15 protein-coding genes are annotated in these 17,976 nt (G+C 37.9%); 11 read left to right on the top strand and 4 right to left on the bottom strand.

Annotation, left to right across the window (positions count from 1 at the left end; all coding sequences use genetic code 11):
• Positions 1–190: 190 nt before the first annotated feature.
• The gene (locus tag ACNKXV_RS08275; RefSeq protein ID WP_417907240.1) at positions 191–2,860 is read right to left on the bottom strand and encodes a TonB-dependent receptor; all 2,670 of its coding nucleotides are present in this window, start codon (positions 2,858–2,860) and stop codon (positions 191–193) included.
• A gap of 329 nt (positions 2,861–3,189) precedes the next feature.
• On the opposite strand from ACNKXV_RS08275, the gene ychF reads away from it, so the two are divergent.
• From ychF to mscL, 5 genes are all read left to right on the top strand, one after another.
• Positions 3,190–4,284 (top strand): redox-regulated ATPase YchF, encoded by a 1,095-nt coding sequence (ychF, locus tag ACNKXV_RS08270; protein ID WP_417907239.1) that lies wholly within the window; start codon positions 3,190–3,192, stop codon positions 4,282–4,284.
• A 217-nt stretch (positions 4,285–4,501) separates the two neighbouring features.
• Positions 4,502–6,364 (top strand): DNA topoisomerase IV subunit B, encoded by a 1,863-nt coding sequence (locus tag ACNKXV_RS08265; protein ID WP_417907238.1) that lies wholly within the window; start codon positions 4,502–4,504, stop codon positions 6,362–6,364.
• Entirely contained in the window at positions 6,361–6,852 is a 492-nt protein-coding gene (locus tag ACNKXV_RS08260) for a hypothetical protein (protein ID WP_417907237.1), read from the top strand. The genes ACNKXV_RS08265 and ACNKXV_RS08260 overlap by 4 nt, the downstream gene beginning before the upstream one ends.
• Positions 6,852–9,494: a DNA gyrase/topoisomerase IV subunit A gene (locus ACNKXV_RS08255; protein WP_417907236.1), complete on the top strand. Its 2,643-nt coding sequence runs from the start codon at positions 6,852–6,854 to the stop codon at positions 9,492–9,494. The genes ACNKXV_RS08260 and ACNKXV_RS08255 overlap by 1 nt, the downstream gene beginning before the upstream one ends.
• Entirely contained in the window at positions 9,494–9,940 is a 447-nt protein-coding gene (gene mscL, locus ACNKXV_RS08250) for a large conductance mechanosensitive channel protein MscL (protein WP_417907235.1), read from the top strand. The genes ACNKXV_RS08255 and mscL overlap by 1 nt, the downstream gene beginning before the upstream one ends.
• A gap of 4 nt (positions 9,941–9,944) precedes the next feature.
• On the opposite strand, the gene ACNKXV_RS08245 is transcribed toward mscL, so the two are convergent.
• Positions 9,945–10,316, bottom strand: a complete 372-nt coding sequence (locus tag ACNKXV_RS08245) for a DNA topoisomerase IV (protein ID WP_417907234.1) — start codon at positions 10,314–10,316, stop codon at positions 9,945–9,947.
• 13 nt (positions 10,317–10,329) lie between these two features.
• Complete coding sequence (locus ACNKXV_RS08240) at positions 10,330–10,761, bottom strand: helix-turn-helix domain-containing protein (RefSeq protein WP_417907429.1); 432 nt, start codon at positions 10,759–10,761, stop codon at positions 10,330–10,332.
• A 280-nt stretch (positions 10,762–11,041) separates the two neighbouring features.
• Here ACNKXV_RS08240 and ACNKXV_RS08235 point away from each other — a divergent pair, with 280 nt between their 5' ends.
• The 6 genes from ACNKXV_RS08235 (at position 11,042) to ACNKXV_RS08210 (ending at position 17,601) form a co-directional block, all read left to right on the top strand.
• Complete coding sequence (locus ACNKXV_RS08235) at positions 11,042–12,202, top strand: M14 family zinc carboxypeptidase (RefSeq protein ID WP_417907233.1); 1,161 nt, start codon at positions 11,042–11,044, stop codon at positions 12,200–12,202.
• A gap of 72 nt (positions 12,203–12,274) precedes the next feature.
• Positions 12,275–12,754, top strand: coding sequence for an Lrp/AsnC family transcriptional regulator (locus tag ACNKXV_RS08230; RefSeq protein ID WP_026934463.1), 480 nt, complete (start codon positions 12,275–12,277; stop codon positions 12,752–12,754).
• A 95-nt stretch (positions 12,755–12,849) separates the two neighbouring features.
• Positions 12,850–15,423, top strand: coding sequence for a phosphoenolpyruvate carboxylase (locus tag ACNKXV_RS08225; protein ID WP_417907232.1), 2,574 nt, complete (start codon positions 12,850–12,852; stop codon positions 15,421–15,423).
• Positions 15,424–15,942, top strand: coding sequence for a DinB family protein (locus ACNKXV_RS08220; protein ID WP_417907231.1), 519 nt, complete (start codon positions 15,424–15,426; stop codon positions 15,940–15,942).
• On the top strand, positions 15,942–16,943 hold the full coding sequence (locus ACNKXV_RS08215) for a YihY/virulence factor BrkB family protein (RefSeq protein ID WP_417907230.1): 1,002 nt from the start codon (positions 15,942–15,944) through the stop codon (positions 16,941–16,943). Before ACNKXV_RS08220 ends, ACNKXV_RS08215 begins: the two co-directional genes overlap by 1 nt.
• Positions 16,944–17,052: 109 nt before the next feature.
• Positions 17,053–17,601: a type 1 glutamine amidotransferase domain-containing protein gene (locus tag ACNKXV_RS08210; RefSeq protein ID WP_417907229.1), complete on the top strand. Its 549-nt coding sequence runs from the start codon at positions 17,053–17,055 to the stop codon at positions 17,599–17,601.
• A 50-nt stretch (positions 17,602–17,651) separates the two neighbouring features.
• Here ACNKXV_RS08210 and ACNKXV_RS08205 read toward each other — a convergent pair whose 3' ends face one another.
• A complete protein-coding gene (locus ACNKXV_RS08205; protein WP_417907228.1) occupies positions 17,652–17,954 on the bottom strand; it encodes a hypothetical protein in 303 nt (100 codons plus the stop codon).
• Positions 17,955–17,976: the final 22 nt, after the last annotated feature.

The raw sequence follows: 17,976 nt of genomic DNA, 5'->3' as shown, positions 1-17,976 counted from the left end.
TTACGCGGAATAGTGAGTTCCGGTTTGAAACTATAAAAATATCTCTAATTTTCGATGAAATGACGTTTAATATCGTCGAAATACATAAAAAATTAAGAGTTCCTTAACTAATAGTCGGAATTTATTGATTTTAATTCAACAAAAAAAGCGGGTAAAAACCCGCTTTTAATAGTGTAAAATTGACGTTTATTTATAGCTGAATATTCAGCTTTGCGTAATAATATGCACCGCCAAATCCCATTTGTACAGCATCCCAATAACCTCCTGCTTCTGTCCAGTCATCTTGTTGATCTGGATACACATTAAACAGGTTGTTACTCCCTATATTAAGTTTAAGAGATTCATTCAATTTAAATCCTAAATTAAGGTCTGTTACAATTTTGGATTCGTAAACATCAGATGCTGCAGCAACCTGATTAGCCAGGCTACCATAATCTGCCACATCTTCGAACATTTGGAAGTCAAGCAAGGTTACATCACTAAATCTGGTTAAGCCAAGAGCGATATCAAACCATTCCTGATTGTAATTCATATTAAGAGTCAATTTGCTATCTGGAGCTGAAGCTAGTAAAAATGACTTATCTCTTTCTCCAAAGAAAGTCTGCTCATCCAGGCGTCCATTTTTGACATCTGTGATGGTCATATCATTAAAGTTCCCAATAAAACTGGTTGAAAGTCTACCTTTTCCAAGGTCGACCTTGTGAGAAAGAACAATATCAAGTCCTACTGTTTCTGTATCGGCACCATTGGTGAAAAATTGTGCGGCTTCCACATTGTCTATTTGTGGAGCATCAAAGTTTCCGGTTAATACAATACGGTCCTGTACATTTATATAGTATCCATCTACAGTAGCCGTAAATTGTCCGAAATTAGCAGTAAATCCAAGAGATGCGTTTAATGCAGTTTCTTCCTGAAGTGGTCCTATTCCAAAGGATGCGGTTACCGGACTATTGTTAGGAGACAGTAAAGACTCAAGAGCTTCTCCACCTACGAAATTGGTAAACTTTAAGTTATAGTAAATCTGAGCCAGCGAAGGAGCACGGAATCCTGTACTCACAGATCCACGAATATTCACATCTTCTGTTGCCTTTAATCTTGCGGCAAGCTTACCATTTAAAGTGCTTCCAAAGTCACTGTAGTTTTCAAACCTTGCAGCGGCCGCTAAAAGGAAAGCTTCAGTAAATTCAAATTCAGCATCGGCATATAGGGAAACATTGGATCTGCTTCGGTCTACTTCATTATCCGGACCATAGCCAGGGAATCCCTGAGAACCACCTGGTCTTGGATCCATGGTAATTGGATCTATAGGTTGTTGCTGAACATCCGGGTTGGTAATAGGTCTCCCGTCTTCATCATAAGTTGCATAGGAAGCTTCTTCACCGGCAAAGATCTCGAAATTCTCAGTTCGGTATTCTGCACCAAAGGCAAAGTTTACCCCATTCAGCATATCTTCATAATACTTCGAAAAGTCAAGATTAATAACGTTCTGGCTTAAGCTATGACCTCCTGCATCAAAGTCGGTAGGAGAAACTTCTCCTAAAGATGCATTGATGGTTCCTTTAATATAATAGTGGAAGAAGTTTTTCCCCCAGGTATTACTCAGGTCTACATTCCAACCGCTTTCAGTTTTAGTTTTAAAACCTGCAGCTACCGAATTGTCGGTAATAATAGAGGTTATACGCGGAGTGAATCCATTAGGATAAACACTTACCACATTTCGCGCTGTAGGATTGTTTCGGGTAAATGCATAGGCATCTGTATCTCTGTAGTTTCTACCTCCAAAGGCATAAAATTCAGTATTGTCTGATAATGGAACTGAAACATTCCCCATAAAATTTACACCTTCGATCGCTGCTTCTCCAAATCCTCTTCGGAAATCGAAACCAGGTCTTAGCGTTTTATTCTTATTAAGGTATTCCATAGTGAAGTTGGCGTAACCTTCTTCGGCAATTTCGAATCCATAGTTAGCAGCTACTTTTAAAGATCCGCCATCAAAGTTCTTATCATCTCCTATGGCGTTACCATCTCTTTCTGTATCCAATCGGTTACCATCTGTATTAGGATTTCCTGCCGGGAAATCACCCTGAGCATTGGTATTATAAAAACCATAGTTCACACTACCACTGAATTTTTCAACGGCGTCTTTAAGAACAATGTTTATAACCCCGGCAATAGCATCAGATCCATACTGAGCAGAAGCTCCATCTCTTAAGATTTCGATCCTTTTAATGGAGTTGGCAGGAATGGCATTAAGATCGGTTCCTGTATTTCCTCTTCCACGAGTACCAAATATATTAATAAGGGAAGACTGGTGTCTACGTTTTCCGTTTATCAAAACAAGGGTTTGGTCCGGGCCCAGACCTCTTAAGGAAGCAGGGTCTATATGATCTGCACCATCAGATCCTGATTGTTTATTAGCATTAAAGGAAGGAGCGGCATATTGCAGCAACTCATTTACTTCTATTTTTCCGGTTTGAGTATTAACTTCACTTACATCGATTACATCTACTGCTACCGGAGTGTCGGTGGAAGTTCGCTTAGGGCTTCTGGATCCTACAAGAACAACTTCACCTAAAGAAACCCCATCGCTCATAGTAACATCTACCCGGGATTGTCCATTTACTGCCACTTCTTTCTCGTCAAACCCAACAAAACTGAAAACCAGGGTAGCGTTATCGCTAACTTCGATGGTGTACAATCCGTCAAAGTCTGTAGTAGTACCGTTAGAAGTGCCTTTTTCAAAAACATTCACACCGGGGAGTGGGTTACCCGAATTATCTGTAACCAGTCCAGTTACCTCCTGTGCGACCAGGAATCCGGGCATTGCACAAAGGGCAATAAAAAGTAAAATTCTTGTCATATTAAATAGTTTTAAGTTTAATTAGTTACAGCAATATAGCTAATCACAAGTAAAACCTGAAAATTTCATAAAGACTTTATGATTTCCTTTTTTGAAGAAATTTTATTTGAAGAGTCATTTATTTTATAAAATCGAACCAAAAGAATACCAGCTTTTGCGTAGAATTGAATTGGGAAATTCTAATTTATTAACCTCCATTTTTCAGTTCAATTTTTGCCAATGGCGTGGCAGATGAATAAATCATTTAAGCGATTTGCGCTTAGTATAAAATTCTCGATTCTAATACCTATCTTTGCAGCCGCAAAAACAAAGCATCTAAATTAAAGTATATGAAAGCTGGAATCGTAGGACTACCTAATGTTGGAAAATCAACTCTTTTTAATTGTTTGAGTAATGCCAAAGCCCAAAGTGCGAATTTTCCTTTTTGTACTATTGAGCCAAATATTGGAGTGGTAAATGTTCCCGATCCCCGTTTACTTAAATTAGAAGAGCTTGTAAACCCTGAACGAGTTATCCCTGCTACGGTAGAGATCGTTGATATTGCAGGTCTTGTTAAAGGTGCCAGCAAAGGAGAAGGTTTGGGGAATCAGTTTCTTGGAAATATTAGGGAAACCGATGCGATTCTTCACGTACTAAGATGTTTTGAGGATGATAATATTGTGCATGTTGATGGTTCTATCGATCCAATTAGAGATAAGGAAACCATTGATATGGAATTGCAGTTGAAAGATCTTGAAACTGCTGAGAAAAAACTTGACAAGGTGAAGCGTGCTGCTAAGACCGGTAATAAGGAAGCTCAGAAAGAAGAAGCTGCTTTATTGAAAGTTAAAGCAGGGTTGGAAGCCGGTAAATCTGTTCGTGCCATCACACTTACCGATGATGAAAGAGCAGAATTTATAGTGCCACTTCAATTTATTACAGATAAACCTGTAATGTATGTTTGTAACGTAGATGAGGGAGCTGCAGTAGATGGGAATGAGCATGTTGAGAGAGTACGCGAAGCCGTGAAGGATGAAAATGCTGAGGTTCTTGTGCTTGCTGTTGGAACGGAAGCTGATATTACTGAATTGGAAGATTTCGAAGAAAGACAAATGTTCCTTCAGGATATTGGACTTGATGAGCCGGGATCGGCTAAATTGATTCGCGGAGCATATCAGTTATTAGATCTTCAAACCTATTTTACTGCCGGAGTTAAGGAAGTAAGAGCCTGGACCATTCCGGTAGGAGCTTCTGCTCCTCAGGCTGCAGGGGTTATTCATACCGACTTTGAAAAAGGATTTATCCGGGCTGAGGTTATTGCTTACGATGACTATGTGAGTTTTGGAAGTGAAGCCAAGGTAAAGGAAGCCGGTAAGATGCGTGTGGAAGGAAAAGAATACATTGTCAAGGATGGGGATGTAATGCATTTCCGTTTTAACGTTTAAGTCTGTAAAAATATAAGTGCTAATTGGAAAATTTCGGTCTGGTAATTCCTAAAGGAAGCCAGATCGGGAATAATTATCTCTCTGATTTTCAGGTTGTTTTCTGTGAAAAGTACTTAATTAACATTACATCTAAAATCTTTGTTAATTACTTTAAGGCTGAAGTGTTTCAGTTTTTTAGGTATTGCCTTATATTTAGGCCGTAACTCCATGACTACTTATGAGCGAGAATACTAAATATACCGAAGATAATATTCGGTCGTTAGACTGGAAGGAGCATATTCGTATGCGTCCCGGGATGTATATCGGGAAGCTCGGTGATGGATCCAGTCAGGACGATGGAATTTATATCCTTTTAAAGGAAGTTATAGATAACAGTATAGATGAGTTCGTAATGGGCGCAGGGAAAACCATCGAGATTTCTGTGCAGAACCAGCGGGTCATTGTTCGTGATTTTGGTAGAGGAATTCCTCTTGGAAAAGTTGTAGATGTTGTTTCCAAGATGAATACCGGTGGTAAATACGACACCCGGGCCTTTAAAAAATCTGTAGGTTTAAACGGGGTGGGTACCAAAGCGGTTAATGCCTTATCCTCATATTTTCGTGTTGAATCTTCCCGTGATGGAAAAAGTCACGCTGCAGAATTCGAAAAAGGAGAATTACAGGATGAAGAACACCTGGAAGAAACTTCTAGAAGAAGAGGTACAAAAATCACCTTTATACCAGATGAGGCTATTTTCAAGAACTATAAATTCAGAAATGAATATATAGAGAAAATGCTGAAGAACTATGTATACCTGAATCCGGGATTGACCATAGTTTTTAATGGAGAAAAATTTTATTCAGAAAATGGTTTAAAAGATCTTCTTGGAGATAGTATTCATGAAGATGATATGCTATATCCAATCGTTCATTTACGAGGTGAAGATATAGAAGTTGCCATTACTCACAGTAAATCTCAATATAGCGAAGAATACCACTCTTTTGTAAATGGTCAAAATACTTCCCAGGGAGGAACCCATCTTGCGGCCTTCCGTGAAGCGGTCGTAAAAACCGTAAGAGAATATTATGGTAAGAATTACGAAGCCAGTGATATAAGAAAATCCATTGTTGCTGCTATTAGCATCAAGGTTATGGAACCGGTATTCGAGAGTCAGACAAAAACCAAGCTTGGTTCCACAGATATGGGTGGGAAATTACCAACCGTACGAACCTATATCAATGATTTTGTAAAAAAATATCTCGACAATTATTTACATAAGAATCCGGAAACTGCTGAAAATCTTCAAAGAAAGATCCTTCAGGCAGAAAGAGAACGAAAAGACCTTTCCGGAATTCGAAAACTTGCCAAAGACAGAGCTAAAAAAGCAAGTCTTCATAACAAAAAACTAAGGGATTGCCGTGTTCATCTTGGAGATAGCAAACATGAGCGCTGCCTGGAAACAACCCTGTTTATAACGGAGGGAGATTCGGCAAGTGGATCTATTACCAAGAGTAGAGATGTAGTGACTCAGGCTGTTTTCAGCTTAAAGGGAAAACCTTTGAACAGTTATGGTCTTTCTAAAAAGATCGTATACGAAAATGAGGAATTTAACCTGCTACAGGCTGCCCTGAATATAGAAGAGTCTCTTGAAGATCTAAGATATCATAATATCGTGATCGCTACAGATGCCGATGTGGATGGGATGCATATTCGCTTACTGCTAATTACCTTTTTCCTGCAGTTCTTTCCTGAACTAATCAAGGAAAACCATTTATACATCTTGCAAACTCCGTTGTTCCGCGTTAGAAATAAAAAGGAAACCATTTACTGTTATAGTGAAATGGAGCGGAGACAGGCAATTGAAAAACTTTCAGGTAAACCTGAAATAACCCGATTTAAGGGACTTGGTGAGATTTCTCCGGATGAATTTGTACATTTTATTGGAGAAAACATTCGATTGGATCCTGTAATGTTGGATAAGGACAAATCCATTGAAGAAATGCTGAGTTTTTATATGGGTAAAAACACACCGGACCGTCAGGAATTTATTATTGATAATCTAAAAGTAGAACTGGATCTGGTCGAAGACCTTGGAATATGAGATTTACCAATAGAAATGAAGTTAAGGTAATTTCCTCCATCTATATCGTCCTGGTTGCGGTATTTGTCACTAATGTATTTGTGAATATCGAGATCATGGCTTCCAGCTCTGAACAGGAAATAGGTTTCAGTCATTTCCTGCCTAATATCATCACTTTATTACTGGGACTTTATGTGCACAGAATAGGTCAGGCTTTTGACTTTGACAGTGATGGTGAAACCCTGAACTTCAAGAATAATGGTGTATTTTTCTCAAAATTTATGGAATACCGCGTAAAGAAGGCGGAATTCCCCAAGCGTAAATTGGGAAAGTTCAGATTTGTGGATTATGGTATTTATTCTGCCCTTACTATATATATTAGTTCCCGAAGAAAAAAGGGCTTTAGAAAATATACTTTTAATACAACATTTTTAACCCGAAAAAAGAAAAGTGGAATGGTAGATTCTTTAAATAAAGTTTTAGAAACCACTCCTAAAGTTACTGCCTAATGGAAGAAAACCAAGAAGGAGCTCAGGACGAGCAGTTGGAAAATAAAGAAGAATTAATAAAGGTGACCGGGATGTATAAAGACTGGTTCCTCGATTATGCTTCATACGTGATCCTGGAACGGGCGGTCCCTGCAATTGAAGACGGATTTAAACCCGTTCAAAGGCGTATTATGCATTCCATGAAAGACCTTGATGATGGTCGTTACAATAAAGTGGCGAACATCGTGGGGCATACCATGCAATACCATCCTCATGGGGATGCCAGTATTGGGGATGCCATGGTCCAAATTGGTCAAAAAGATATTTTAATAGATACTCAGGGTAACTGGGGGAACATACTTACCGGAGACAGGGCGGCTGCGCCTCGATATATCGAAGCCAGACTTTCAAAATTTGCTCTGGAAGTACTTTTTAGTCCTAAGTTAACCGAATGGCAACTGTCTTATGATGGAAGGAAAAAGGAGCCGGTTAATCTGCCTGTTAAATTCCCAATGCTTCTGGCACAGGGAGCAGAAGGGATTGCGGTAGGCTTATCCACAAGATTTCTTCCTCATAACTTCAACGAATTAATAGATGCCTCTATTCTGCATTTAAGGGGGAAGAGTTTTAAACTGTTCCCGGATTTTCCTACGGGAGGAGTGGCAGATGTTTCTAACTACAATGATGGGAAAAGAGGTGGTCGTGTAAGGATTAGAGCCAAGATTAATCAGCTGGATAAAAATACGCTGGTAATCAATGAGATCCCTTATGGAACAAATACTTCAAGTTTAATAGATTCTATATTAAAGGCGAATGAAAAAGGGAAGATCAAGATCAAGAAGATCGAAGATAATACCGCCGCCCAGGTAGAGATACTTATTCATTTACCAAGTAACATCTCTCCAGATAAAACAATTGATGCCCTGTTTGCCTTTACTCAGTGTGAAAATTCACTGGCACCGTTAGGATGTGTGATCATTGATCATAAACCCATATTTTTAGGAGTTTCAGAAGTTTTACGCAGGTCTACAGACCATACGCTTCACCTGCTGAAAAGGGAGCTGGAGATCAAACTGGACGAACTTGAAGAGCAATGGCATTTTGCATCCCTGGAAAGAATTTTTATTGAAAACAGGATCTACCGGGATATAGAAGAGGAAGAAACCTGGGATGGAGTGATCCAGGCTATCGATAAAGGATTAAAGCCGTATACTCAGCATCTAAAAAGAGAGGTGACCGAGGAGGATATTGTAAGACTTACCGAAATCAGGATTAAACGGATTTCAAAATTTGATATAGACAAGGCTCAACAAAAGATCGATGCTTTAGAAGGTGAGATCGCTCAGGTTAAACATCATCTGGACAATATAGTAGATTTCGCTGTAGATTATTTTAAAAAGCTGAAGAAAGATTACGGTACCGGAAGGGAACGTAAAACGGAATTAAGATTATTCGAGGACATCGAAGCGACAAAAGTTGTAATTCGAAATACCAAACTCTATGTAAACAGAGCGGAAGGTTTTGTTGGAACCGCACTGAAGAAAGAGGAATATGTGACAGATTGTTCAGATATTGATGATGTGATTTGTTTTACCGCTGAAGGTAAAATGATGGTTACCAAAGTAGATTCCAAGACATTTATTGGTAAAGATATCATTCATGTCGCCATCTTTAAGAAAAAGGATAAGCGAACCATTTACAATATGGTTTACCGTGATGGAAAAGCGGGGAAAGCTTATGTAAAAAGGTTTGCCGTTACTTCTATTACCAGAGACAGGGAATATGACCTGTGTCAGGGGAAGAAGGATTCCAAAGTGCTATATTTTTCAGCCAATCCTAATGGGGAAGCAGAAGTGATAACTATATTCCTAAGGCAGGTGGGAAGTATAAGAAAAGTAAAATTCGATCTGGATTTTGCAGATGTACTTATCAAAGGCCGGAATGTAAAAGGAAACATTGCAACCAAATATTCTGTAAAAAGAATAGAGTTGAAGGAAGAAGGAGTTTCCACTTTGAAACCAAGACGAATCTGGTTCGATGATACGGTAAAAAGGCTGAATGTCGATGAACGTGGAGAGCTATTAGGAGAATTCAAGGGAGAAGACAGGCTTTTAATTGTAACTCAGGATGGTGTTGTTAAAACTATTAAGCCTGAATTAACCACAAGGTTTGACGAGGAGATCGTTATTCTGGAAAAATGGGTAAAAGATAAACCGATTACGGCAATCTATTGGGAACCGGAAAAGGAACGTTATTATGTAAAGCGTTTCCTTATTGAACATCCTGATAAGGAGGAGAAATTTATAAGTGAACATGAGGAATCCTTCCTTGAAATAGTTTCCACAGATTATTATCCAATGGCCGAAATTGTATATACCAAGCCAAAAGGGAAAGAGAGAAGAGAGAATGAGGAAATAAACCTTGAGGAGTTTATCGCTATAAAGGGAATAAAAGCTTTAGGAAACCAATTAACTTCAGAAAAGGTGAATCAAATTAATCTTCTGGATCCTATTTCTTACGAAGGGCAGAACGATGCATCTGAAGAAGATGATCAGGAATCTGAAGGCAAAGATGTTAATGCAGAAGGTATTCAGCCTGAAACATTTAAAACCAAGGATAGCGGGACAGGAAAAGAAAGTCAACCATCATTATTTGACGAGTAATGGGAATATTTAAAGAATTCAAGGAGTTTGCCGTAAAAGGCAATATGATAGACATGGCAGTAGGTATCATCATTGGTACTGCCTTTAATAAAGTTGTAGATGTTCTGGTAAAACAGGTCATCATGCCGCCCTTAAGTATGCTTACTGATGGTGTAAACTATGCCGACAGGAAGTTTATTTTAAAAGAACAAATTGGGGAAAAGGGTGTTCCCGGATTCGAAGAAGAAGTATCCATAGGTTATGGATTATTAATTGAAACTCTGGTGGATTTCCTTGTGATAGGATTTGTGGTATTTCTGGTGGTTAAATTTATGAACCGCTTCAGGAACAGAGCACAGGATCCTAAAGATAAAGCGGTGGTAACACCAAAAGATATTGAGCTTCTTTCCAATTTAAATGATCTTATGCAAGAGCAGAATAAACTTTTACGAGAAAAGAAGTTATAAGGTATTACTGTACGCGTGCAACCTGTCCGCGTGCTTTTTTTGATTCTCCCACACGCCCATATTCAAAAGTATAGCCATTTTTTGTGGTGGTAAGTATTTTGATATGAATTGGCTTCTCTTCAGCCATATTCTTAGGGTTCTTATTCTTTAATATATATTCACAGTCATTGATCCATCTTACAAAAGATGTGTCTGTAGATCCTTTGTATTGCTCTATTTCAATACTGTCATTTCGTATAAACCTGGATTTTTCCAAATTCCCGTTAATATAGGTTTCGAACTCAAAAGTTCCGGTTTTAAAATCGGTACAGTTCCTTTCTGCATTAAAACACGATAAACAGAAAGGTAATAGCAGTAGAAGTAAATATTTGCGCATGCTGCAAATTTATCTAATTTTCGAAGGCTTCAAAACTACCATCGGTATAAAAGATAACAATTCGCTGAATGTCTTTTCCTTTGCCTTTTTTAAAATCCGGAATGCCGGAAACAGTTTGTGGCGGATTATTATGTTGAATTTTTTCGTCGGGAACGTTCTGCGATGAAACTGGTTTTCCCTGAGGCAAATTTTTATTTTCAATAAGAGGCGAAGTAGAAGAGGCAGGAAATTCTCCTTTACCATTTAGCAACCAGTATAATTCTACCTCGGGAAAATTCTTTACCACTTTCATTACAAAGTCCAGACTTGGTTTATTTCTTCCACTTAGAATATGGGAAATAGAGGATCGCCCCACTTCAATTTTATCAGCGAATGAGGCGGCAGAAAGATCATAATATTTCAGGATTTTCCCCAGTCTGGAAGCGAACTTATCTGTGTTTACCATTGTAACATCTACTTGTTTAAAACCTATGTTACAAATGTAAATAATTAAATCGAGTATAACTGATTTCATGTGTAAACTTATTTATTTAGCACAAACAATCACTTTACTTAAACCAGTCTAAATGTCTAAAAAAGAATAGGTTAAAGAGTAAAAACAATTCAATAGGATATATTCCAAGAATGCGTGTTTATTGAGGGGAAGGTCTGTTTACAATTGTGTAGTCCAGAATAACTTTAGACTGTTTACAATTGTAAAATTTACATTGTTTAATTTTGTAAACATGAATATTGATGTATTAGAAAAATGGTTTGAATCCCGGCCTTATTCGGGAATTAAATATGAAGGAATATCCGGCAGGTATCTAGCTAATGATCATCTTCAAAAAGCTCTTGAAGATTTTGGTTCGGCTTATAATTCTGAAATAGTGGGAAGCTCTGTTCATGATATTCCTATTTACAGATTAAAGATTGGGGAAGGAAAAATTAAGATCCTTGCCTGGTCTCAGATGCATGGAAATGAATCAACGACCACGAAAGCTGTTCTGGATCTTCTAAATGCTTTTAATATCACCAGAGAAGATTCTTTGGTCAACGAAATCTTAAACAGCTGCACCATTTATATAATTCCTGTCTTAAATCCTGATGGAGCAAAAGCTTACACAAGGGTTAATGCGAATGGAATTGATCTAAACCGCGATATGCAGGATCTTTCTCAACCGGAAAGCAGGTTGTTAATGGAGCAGTATAACCTCATCCAGCCAGATTATTGTTTGAATTTGCATGATCAAAGAACAATATTTAGCACGGGCAATGATAGAAGATCAGCTGTACTGTCCTTTTTAACGCCTTCCCGGGATAAAGAGCGATCAATTGATGAATCCCGCAAAAAAAGCATGGCACTGGTTGCAGGAATGGCAAAAACTCTTGTAGCAGAACTTCCTGGTTGTATAGGAAAGTATGATGATGGTTTTAATATCAACTGTGCGGGGGATACTTTTCAAAGTCTTGGCACGCCCACCATATTATTTGAGGCAGGTCATTATCCCGAAGATTATGAGCGGGAGATTACACGAAAATATGTTTTCAAGTCTTTAATGGCATGTTTATATCAAATTGCCACAGGTCGTACAGGAGATTTTTCAGAATATTTCGAAATTCCTGAAAATAGAAAGTTGTTTAACGATGTAGTTGTTCGGGATGTGGTAATTGATGGAGAAAAATGTGACTTTTCTATTCAGTTTAAAGAGACCTTAAAAAAGGATCAAATCGATATGGTCCCTGTGATTGAAAAAATAGCACCGAAAATTGAAAATTATGGACATTATGAAATCGATGGAAAAGGAGGGATTTTAAATTTACCTGATTCATCTCCAATTATCGAAAACGTTATAGTTAATAAAATTCTCATAAATAATGAAGAATTAGAGTTTAAACGCCAATAATTATCGAATTAATTATCAATAATTCAACGATTTTGTATTAATTTTGAAGTTCATTAAAAATAGAACTTTAAGATGGCCAAGTTTAAATTAGACGAAACAGACCACCAGATTCTTGACATGCTTATCGAGAATACACGTACTCCTTTCACTGATATTGCAAAAAAACTTCTAATTTCAGCAGGAACCGTGCATGTAAGAGTAAAGAAAATGGAAGAAGCGGGGATCATTATTGGATCATCACTAACTCTTGATTATAAAAAACTCGGTTATGCTTTTATCGCATATGTTGGAGTTTTTCTTAAAAATACGTCGCAAACAAAATTCGTTTTAGAAAGGATCAATGAAATACCATTTGTTACTGTAGCTCATGTAACTACAGGTAAATTCAATGTGTTTTGTAAGATTCGTGCGAAAAACACTCAGCATGCCAAGGAAATTATTTTCCAGCTGGATGATATTGAAGGAGTTTACAGAACGGAGACTATGATTTCTCTTGAGGAAAGTATCAACGATAAAAAGCGTTTGATGCATTCCATTTTTAAAGACATGTAAACAGTCCTAAACTTTCATTAAAAATTACCCTTTAGGCTGTTATGTTTAAAGGGTTTTTTTATATTTCTAAATCACTTCACTAAATTATTATCGTCATGCATAGGGAACCAAGGTTAGATAGATTCAATGATAATGTTCTGGCAAAATACCAGGTATACAATAGTATATTTCTTACGCTTCCATATGATGAGATTCAGAAGACAGGGGCTTTATTACCCTTATTTCAGGATATCTGCGAAAAAGGATTCAAAGAGAACAAGAATCCTTCAGAAATTGTAGAAAGATTTTTCAATAAATATGAAGATGGACATTCTGAAGATGACAGGAACAATTTGTTGTTCAGGTTCATTCAGTATATAGAAAGACAGGTTGTACTATTTGATGCAATAGAAGATGCTTCGTTCCCAATAGTCAATAATATGGATGGAAGGGGAACGCTTCGAAATGTGAAGGAGGAAGCGGAAGCCAAGCAGAAAGTAAAAGAGCTAAAGGAATATTTGAAGCGATTTAAAGTAAGACCTACTCTAACTGCGCATCCCACACAATTTTACCCGGGAACTGTGCTTGGGATTATTACAGATCTGGACAATGCAATTCAAAAGAATGATCTGGTAAAAATCAAGGCATTGCTTGCGCAATTGGGTAAAACACCATTCTTTAAAAAGGAAAAACCTACTCCTTATGACGAGGCGGTTAGCTTGATCTGGTATTTTGAAAATGTTTTCTATCAAAGCGCGAGTAAAATCCATAACTACATTCAGCAAAATATATTCGATGGAGAAGATGTAGGGAATCAGGTTATAAATCTTGGTTTTTGGCCGGGAGGTGACCGGGATGGGAATCCATTCGTGACTACAGAGATCACACTTAGGGTGGCTAAAAGACTTCGAAGAACCATTTTACTTAATTATTACCGTGACATTAGAGAGCTTAAGCGCAGACTCACTTTTAGAGGTGTTCATGAACTTATGAATGAAATGGAAAAGGGGCTTTATGACTCTGCAGTTTCAGGTACCGGAGATATTAAACTATCGCTTGAAGATTTTATCTCTAAGTTAAATCAGATCAAGGAGATAGTGATGACTAAACATCAGTCTTTGTTCGTGGACGAAATTGATGATATGCTGAATAAGGTGAATCTTTTCGGGTACCATTTTGCCACCCTGGACATTCGTCAGGATGCTGGTATTCACAATGAGGTTTTAGAAGAGATCATGCAAACTAAGCCTGATTTACTTCCTTCGAATTATGCTGAATTAAATGAAGAAGAACAGGTTAAAGTTTTAACCGGTTTAAACGCAAAGATCGATCCTGAAGATTTTGAAGAAGGCATGGCAAAATCCACTTTATCTTCAATTTATGCCATGCAGGAGATTCAGAAGAAAAGTGGTGAACCTGGTGCGAATAGATACATTATAAGTAACTGTGGTAGTATACAGGGAGTGCTTCAGCCATTTGCATATTTAAGATTATGCGGCTGGGAAGAACCAAGCGTGGATGTGATCCCGCTTTTTGAAACGGTTCCCGACCTCCAAAGTGCTCATGTTGTCATGAAAAAACTTTATACCAATCCTGTTTATAAGGAACATCTGGAGCGAAGAGGAAATAAACAAACCATCATGCTTGGTTTTAGTGACGGGACGAAAGATGGCGGATATTTAATGGCTAACTGGAGTATTTATAAAGCGAAAGAAGAACTAACCAAGATCTCCAGGGAATATGGGATCAAAGTAGTATTTTTTGATGGACGAGGAGGACCACCGGCTCGTGGAGGTGGGAAAACTCACCAATTCTATGCTTCTTTGGGACCAACCATTGAGAATGAAGAGATCCAGTTAACCGTACAGGGGCAAACTATTAGTTCCAATTTTGGAACAAAGGATTCGTGTACTTATAACTTGGAACAACTACTTAGTTCCGGGGTTTCCAATGAGATTTTTAGTAATGGTAAAAATTTGCTTAGCGATAAAGCAAGGCAGACTATGAATGAGCTGGCAGACATTAGCTACGAGACTTATAGCAATTTTAAAAAACACCCCAGATTCATTCCTTATTTGGAAAAAATGAGTACGCTTAAATATTACGCGAAAACAAATATTGGAAGCAGGCCTTCAAAAAGAAACAAATCGGCAGAACTAAACTTATCCGATCTTAGGGCTATTCCTTTTGTGGGAAGCTGGAGCCAGTTAAAACAAAATGTCCCTGGATTCTTTGGAGTGGGAACCGCTATGGAAAAACTGGATAAAGCCGGTAGATTTGATGAAGTAAAGGAGTTTTATGAGCATTCTGAATTCTTTAAAACACTGCTGGAAAACAGTATGATGAGTCTTACCAAGTCTTTCTTTCCTTTAACTGCTTATATGAAGGATGATGAGGAATTTGGAGAATTCTGGCAGGTGATCCATGATGAATTTATCAGGACCAAAGCCATGTTATTGAAAGTTACGGGATATGATAGTTTGATGGAAAATCAGCCTGCAGGGAAAGCATCCATCCAGGCGAGGGAGCGAATTGTTTTACCATTATTGACCATCCAGCAACATGCCTTAAGAATGGTTCAGGAGTTAAGTAAAGATCCTGAAAAGAATAAAGAAAAGATCGAGATCTATGAAAAGATGGTGACCAGATCTTTATATGGAAATATTAACGCAAGTAGAAACTCAGCTTAAATGAAGAAGTCTGAATTAGTAAAAGGTGAAATCGGTGATTTTTATTGGGGTTACATAGACAAGATCCCGGCAGATGCAGAACTGGTATCAACTTTAAAAAAGAATACCGCTGAATTTGTTGAATTTTTAAAAACCATTCCTAAGGAAAAGTGGACTTATCGGTATGCAGCGGGAAAATGGGATATATTGGAAATGGTTCAGCATATTATAGATACAGAAAGGATCTTCCAATACAGGGCTCTAAGTTTTGCACGAAACGAAAACGGGGCATTACCCGGTTTTGATCATGACACGTATGTACTGAACAGTGGTGCTGAAAACCGTACACCAGTAGACCTGATCCATGAGTTTGAGATTGTTAGGGAATCTGCAATACTTCTGTTCAAAAGCATGACCAATTCCATGCTTACCAATACAGGGAATATGAATGATATGAAGGCGTCTGCCCGGGCTATAGGTTTCATAATGCCTGGTCACGTGCTTCACCATATTTCGATTTTGAATCAATTTTATCTTTAATGTTTAAAAACATTAAAATATTTTTTAAGCTATTAAAGCGATCCTACGTAAGCTGGAATAAGAACGAACCTTATGCCAGAAGTGCGACCATTGCCTATTACGCGCTTTTTTCTCTGCCTTCTCTTCTAATAATAGTAGTTAGTATTGCCGGTTATTTTTTTGGCAGGGAGGCCGTACAGGGGCGAATGACCAGTGAATTTGAGCGGTTTATAGGAGCAGATACTGCTTCTGCCATAGAATCTATGGTAGAGAATGCTGCACTTTCACAGGACTCAACCTGGGCGGTGATCTTTGGATTATCAATGCTAATATTTGGTGCTACAGGAGTATTTTTTCAGCTTAAACTGGCGATGAATAATATTTGGAATGTCGCGGCCAAAAGAAGCAATTTGCTAAGATTAATTTTAGACCGGGTTATTTCTCTCGGGATGATCCTGGTTATTGGTTTGCTGTTACTAATAGCTCTGGTGGTTTCAGCAATTGTAAACCTTATTGCAGACCGTGTTCAGCAGATATTTCCCGATATAACAGAATTTATTCTGAAACTTTTGAACGTAGGGATTACCTTTTTCTTTATTACCACCTTATTTGCAATGATCTTTAAACTTCTGCCGGATATAAAGATCAGGTTGAGAACTACCTATACCGGTGCCGCCTTAACGACCGTTTTGTTTTTAATAGGAGAGTTCCTAATCAGTTTTTATTTTGGCCAAAGTGACCCAGGCTCCGTTTACGGAGGAGCTTCTTCTGTAGTTCTAATTTTACTATGGGTTTATTATACCTGTTTAATTCTATTTTTTGGAGCTGAATTTACGGTGCAATATGCCTTGCTGAAAAAAGAGAAGGTGGAGCCCAACAGATTTGGTGAGCCAGCAATCTATCAGGAAATGAAAAAGCTTGAAGACCGCAAGATTCAGCTTAAGGAAGAAAAGAAAATAGTAGACCGTCTTAAATCCCATCTGGATTATTTCGAACAGAACTCCAAATCCCCCGAAAATTAACAGGTTTAGAAAAGGTTTAACTTTCTTCGTTTTAGATTTAATAGGGTCTTAATAGAGATTACTTTCTTCATCCGGTATATTTGGGTGAACTAAAAAATTAAACTTTATTATGGAAAAGAGAATTGCAATTTTAGCTACTAATGGTTTTGAAGAAATCGAATTAGTATCTCCAAAAGATGCAATGGAGAAAGAAGGATTTAAAGTAGAAATAGTAAGTCTGGAAAAAGGGAAGATCAAGTCCTGGGATACTGATAACTGGGGGAAGGAATTTAATGTAGATAAAACCCTTGAGGAGGTTTCCGCAAAAGATTACGATGCTTTGGTTTTACCTGGCGGAGTTATAAATCCGGATAAACTAAGAAGAGAAGAATCCGCTCTTATTTTTGTTAGAGATTTCTTTAAACAAAGTAAACCGGTAGCAGCTATTTGTCACGCCGGATGGACTCTAATAAGTGCAGATGTGGTTAAAGGCAGAACGATGACTTCCTTTAACTCTATTAAGAAGGATCTGGAAAATGCAGGAGCGCTTTGGGTAGATAAAGAAGTTGTGGTAGATGAAGCCCTGGTAACCAGCAGAAATCCTGATGATTTAGAAGCTTTTAATTCTAAGGTAATTGAAGAGATTAAAGAAGGGAAGCATAAATTACAGCATGCATAATAATCAGATTATTAGTGAATAAAAAAAGGGACGCGATTGCGTCCCTTTTTTTATTTGTCTTCTTCCTCTTCAACGTCGTCATTCTTTTCAGGAATTTCAACGATTGGATCATTAAATTCTGAATCATCGTAATCATCTTCATCAAAATTGGCCATGGTATTTTCAAGCCGGGTACTTACTTTAACCAGGTAAACGGTATCTTCAGTTCGCACTTCTACCGCATCAACAGTTTCATTCTTCGCATTTTTGAAAGAGATGATTTGGTCATCGTCATAGCCATCGGGATACTTGTCCACAAGTAGACCTAGTATTTCCGGAGTCAGCTTTTTATAATCTACGATTATCCTTTTCATAGTGTGATTAGTTTATGCAAGT

Source organism: Christiangramia aquimixticola (genome assembly GCF_048285835.1).
Lineage (GTDB): Bacteria > Bacteroidota > Bacteroidia > Flavobacteriales > Flavobacteriaceae > Christiangramia > Christiangramia aquimixticola.
This window is presented reverse-complemented; position numbering and strand designations above follow the sequence as displayed.

Excerpts from the sequence above, each read along its gene's own strand:
- ACNKXV_RS08260 (WP_417907237.1), top strand. The coding sequence starts at position 6,361 with ATGAGATTTACCAATAGAAATGAAGTTAAGGTAATTTCCTCCATCTAT.
- ACNKXV_RS08240 (WP_417907429.1), bottom strand. The coding sequence starts at position 10,761 with ATGGTAAACACAGATAAGTTCGCTTCCAGACTGGGGAAAATCCTGAAA.
- ACNKXV_RS08205 (WP_417907228.1), bottom strand. The coding sequence starts at position 17,954 with ATGAAAAGGATAATCGTAGATTATAAAAAGCTGACTCCGGAAATACTA.
- ACNKXV_RS08230 (WP_026934463.1), top strand. The coding sequence starts at position 12,275 with ATGGCCAAGTTTAAATTAGACGAAACAGACCACCAGATTCTTGACATG.
- mscL (WP_417907235.1), top strand. The coding sequence starts at position 9,494 with ATGGGAATATTTAAAGAATTCAAGGAGTTTGCCGTAAAAGGCAATATG.
- ACNKXV_RS08255 (WP_417907236.1), top strand. The coding sequence starts at position 6,852 with ATGGAAGAAAACCAAGAAGGAGCTCAGGACGAGCAGTTGGAAAATAAA.
- ACNKXV_RS08210 (WP_417907229.1), top strand. The coding sequence starts at position 17,053 with ATGGAAAAGAGAATTGCAATTTTAGCTACTAATGGTTTTGAAGAAATC.
- ACNKXV_RS08275 (WP_417907240.1), bottom strand. The coding sequence starts at position 2,860 with ATGACAAGAATTTTACTTTTTATTGCCCTTTGTGCAATGCCCGGATTC.
- ACNKXV_RS08215 (WP_417907230.1), top strand. The coding sequence starts at position 15,942 with ATGTTTAAAAACATTAAAATATTTTTTAAGCTATTAAAGCGATCCTAC.
- ACNKXV_RS08265 (WP_417907238.1), top strand. The coding sequence starts at position 4,502 with ATGAGCGAGAATACTAAATATACCGAAGATAATATTCGGTCGTTAGAC.
- ACNKXV_RS08235 (WP_417907233.1), top strand. The coding sequence starts at position 11,042 with ATGAATATTGATGTATTAGAAAAATGGTTTGAATCCCGGCCTTATTCG.
- ACNKXV_RS08245 (WP_417907234.1), bottom strand. The coding sequence starts at position 10,316 with ATGCGCAAATATTTACTTCTACTGCTATTACCTTTCTGTTTATCGTGT.
- ACNKXV_RS08225 (WP_417907232.1), top strand. The coding sequence starts at position 12,850 with ATGCATAGGGAACCAAGGTTAGATAGATTCAATGATAATGTTCTGGCA.
- ACNKXV_RS08220 (WP_417907231.1), top strand. The coding sequence starts at position 15,424 with ATGAAGAAGTCTGAATTAGTAAAAGGTGAAATCGGTGATTTTTATTGG.
- ychF (WP_417907239.1), top strand. The coding sequence starts at position 3,190 with ATGAAAGCTGGAATCGTAGGACTACCTAATGTTGGAAAATCAACTCTT.